Raw genomic sequence first — 3,176 nt, 5'->3', positions numbered from 1 at the left:
ATTTTTAGCAAATCCTAACGCGATACCTATCGCGAATAGCAATCCCATATTGCTAAAAATGGCTTCGCCCGCTTGTACCATTAACACATTGACGATATCGGGGAGCACACTAAAACCCGCGCTCCCAACGCCTAATAAGATACCCGCTACGGGTAATACGGAAACCGGCAACATGACCGATTTGCCCACTTTTTGTAAAACCGAAAATGCGCCACTCATCATAGCCTTCTTCGGTTTAGCTGCTGTTATTGTTTTAGATGTCATAATACAACCTTAGAAATTTTAATAGATTACCAAGTGATCAACGTTTTTCAATATCGCCTTTAACGGCAAGTAACGTATTAGGATCTCGCATTAATGCTCGAACATCTTTGGCATCTGCACAGCTCATCGCTTTAGCAGCGATAAGCTGACACGCTTGCTGATTTAAATGGCGCACTTGATGCTTCACTTCTGGAATTGAAGGCACACTCACAGACAGTTCATCAATACCTAAGCCGACCAAAATTGGCACAGCATCTTTTTCGCCGGCCAATCCACCACAAATGCCAGCCCATTTACCTTTGGCATGCGCGGCCTTAACCGTCATATCGATCAGGCGTAATACAGCAGGATGCAATCCATCAGCAATGGCGGCTAACTTAGGGTGTCCACGATCAATCGCTAAGGTATATTGAGTCAAATCATTAGTACCAATGGAGAAAAAGTCGACATGTTCGGCCAACACATCTGCCATTACGGCAGCCGATGGCACTTCAATCATGATGCCAATTTGGATCCCACTAATATCGATAGCCAGTTTTTCGGCTTCTTCTTTAACGACTTTTTTGGCCAACTTAAGCTCAAACAAAGACGCTACCATAGGGAACATAATGCGTAAGTTTCCTGCATCAGCCGCTTTCAATAGTGCGCGAACTTGTTGTCGTAATACTGCAGGCTTATCTAAACCAACACGGATACCACGTTCACCGAGGAATGGATTATCTTCTTTAGGCAAAGGTAAATAGGCTAACGGCTTATCTCCTCCTACATCTAACGTACGTACAACTAAAGGACGCTGTCCTAACGTTTGCAGTACCGCACGATAGACTTGTTCCTGATCATCCTCAGAAGGTGCAACTGATTGTTCTTGATAAAGGAATTCTGAACGCAATAAACCAACCGCTTCGCCTCCCATTTCAACTAATTTCTGGGCATCACTGACTTTAGCTATATTGCCGGCAATTTCAAATCGCACTCCATCTAAGGTAACGGCTGTCTCATCTTTGTGCGCGAAAGCCAAGGTTTTCTGCTGCTCAGCGGCATTTTTAATCACATCAAGTTGCGCCATTTCAGCTTCAGTTGGCGACAATAATAGATAACCTTTTGCAGTATCGAGTAACACCTCAGTACCGTGCAAGGTCATGATCTTAGCTTCAACACCAGCCATAGCAGCAATACCCATTGCTCTAGCTAAAATAGCACTGTGGCTCGACGCCCCTCCTAAAGTGGTGCAAATGCCTTTAACAAATGCGGGGTTTAGTTTGGCAGTATCTGAAGGGGTTAAATCTTTGGCGACTAAAATGGTATTTTCAGGGAGTTCAGCCGGAATAGTATCTTGAGACAATCCCGCCATAATACGTGAAACTCGATTACCAACGTCGATAAGGTCTGTTGCTCGTCCTGCGAGTAATGGGTTGTCCAATCCAGCAAGTTTGTCCGCTTGGCGACAAATACTCTTACTCCAGGCATAAGGAGCCGACTTACCTTGCTGTAATTCAATAATACAGTCATCGTACAAATCAGGGTCTGACATTAGCTCTTGGTGGGCCACAAAAATATCGGCTTTTTGCCCCATATCCTTGTTATGCAGCTCTTCAACCAGTTCGACTAAGGTTTGATTAGCCACCTTCATTGCATCGTCTAAAGTTTGCTGTTCAATCTGCGCATCGTCGGCAAAAGTGTCAAACTTAGGCACTTCAGCTTTAATCACATATAAACGCCCTTTAACTTGACCGGGAGATGCTTCCACACCAATAAGCTGACGTGGATCTTGGCTCGTTTGTAGTAGTAGTGATGGTTCGGAAAAAGGATCGAAGTCGCTTTCAACATTCTTAGTCACAAGTGAAGCATCGGCGCCCTCTTCACCTAAACCTGTGCTTATCGCCTCTGATAATGCTGCTATTGCTGCTTGCTGATCTTTACCTTTAGCGAGAATTACAATCTGCTCACCAAAAGCGATGTCTAACCCCATAAGACCAACCACACTACGAGCATTTGCTTGCTTGCCTGCTTTATCAATCATCACGTCACAGTCAAATGCTTTAATCGCAGTGACAATGGCAGCAGCAGGCCGAGCATGAATACCGGTTGGATTAATAACCACTATTGGCGCAGAGCTAACCATGTCATCTGACTTTATTACAGCACGAGTTGCCGCTGATACCTCTGCACTAAATAACAGATCGCCCGCGTTGACAAATTGTTCAGTCGTTGGTGTTAACGTAATAATTCTGCTCATATCCGTGAGCAGTATGACGGTACGCAAACTTTTTACACCGCAGCCCACTTTATCTAAATCCAGCTCAATCAGTGGCGTTTTAGCTTTTACTGCATCACCCACTTTCACTAATGCCGTAAATCCTTCGCCTTTCAACTTAACGGTATCTACACCTATATGAAGCAGGATTTCGATGCCTGTCGCCGTTAATAAAGTCACGGCATGCTTAGAAGGATGTATTTGAGTAACGGTGGCGTCACATGGAGCGTGAAGAATGTTTTCAGTAGGGTCTATCGCTAATCCATCACCCACCATCTTTTGGGAAAATGCGGCATCAGGAACCTGACTCAGTGGACAGCACACCCCCGTAAAAGGGGCCAGCAACTGAATTGTGGTTGAAGTTTTTTTATTCATTGGAACTCCGAATTAAACACTTAACTGCATAATATTAATGTATTTTTATTTTTTGCAGTGAAAATAGTAAAAATGAAAAGCTGCTGCTTACATTACTACCCACTACTCCCTTATCAACCTGACTATTAGCACAACTAAATGAACGTCTTTAAGGAGACCAACGATTACCACTCCTTAATGCTTAGGGACAACGATACTCTTTAGGTGAATACCTTAGTGATCTGGCACTAACTTACCAAAGGTAAGATGTGATGTCCCAACCAGATCTTCAAGATATGATATT

Annotated in this window: 2 protein-coding genes; both read right to left on the bottom strand. The window is 43.9% G+C overall.

Features of this window, described 5'->3' with window-relative positions; translation table 11 throughout:
- Nucleotides 1–219 (bottom strand): PTS transporter subunit EIIC (locus tag CXF78_RS18185; protein ID WP_180957212.1); only part of this gene is annotated, 219 nt, incomplete at its 3' end.
- Between the two features lie 82 nt (nucleotides 220–301).
- The gene (gene ptsP / locus CXF78_RS18180; RefSeq protein WP_219622096.1) at nucleotides 302–2,893 is read right to left on the bottom strand and encodes a phosphoenolpyruvate--protein phosphotransferase; all 2,592 of its coding nucleotides are present in this window, start codon (nucleotides 2,891–2,893) and stop codon (nucleotides 302–304) included.
- Nucleotides 2,894–3,176 lie beyond the last annotated feature (283 nt).

It is taken from the genome of Shewanella sp. 11B5, assembly GCF_002836795.1.
Taxonomy (GTDB): domain Bacteria; phylum Pseudomonadota; class Gammaproteobacteria; order Enterobacterales; family Shewanellaceae; genus Shewanella; species Shewanella frigidimarina.
This window is presented reverse-complemented; position numbering and strand designations above follow the sequence as displayed.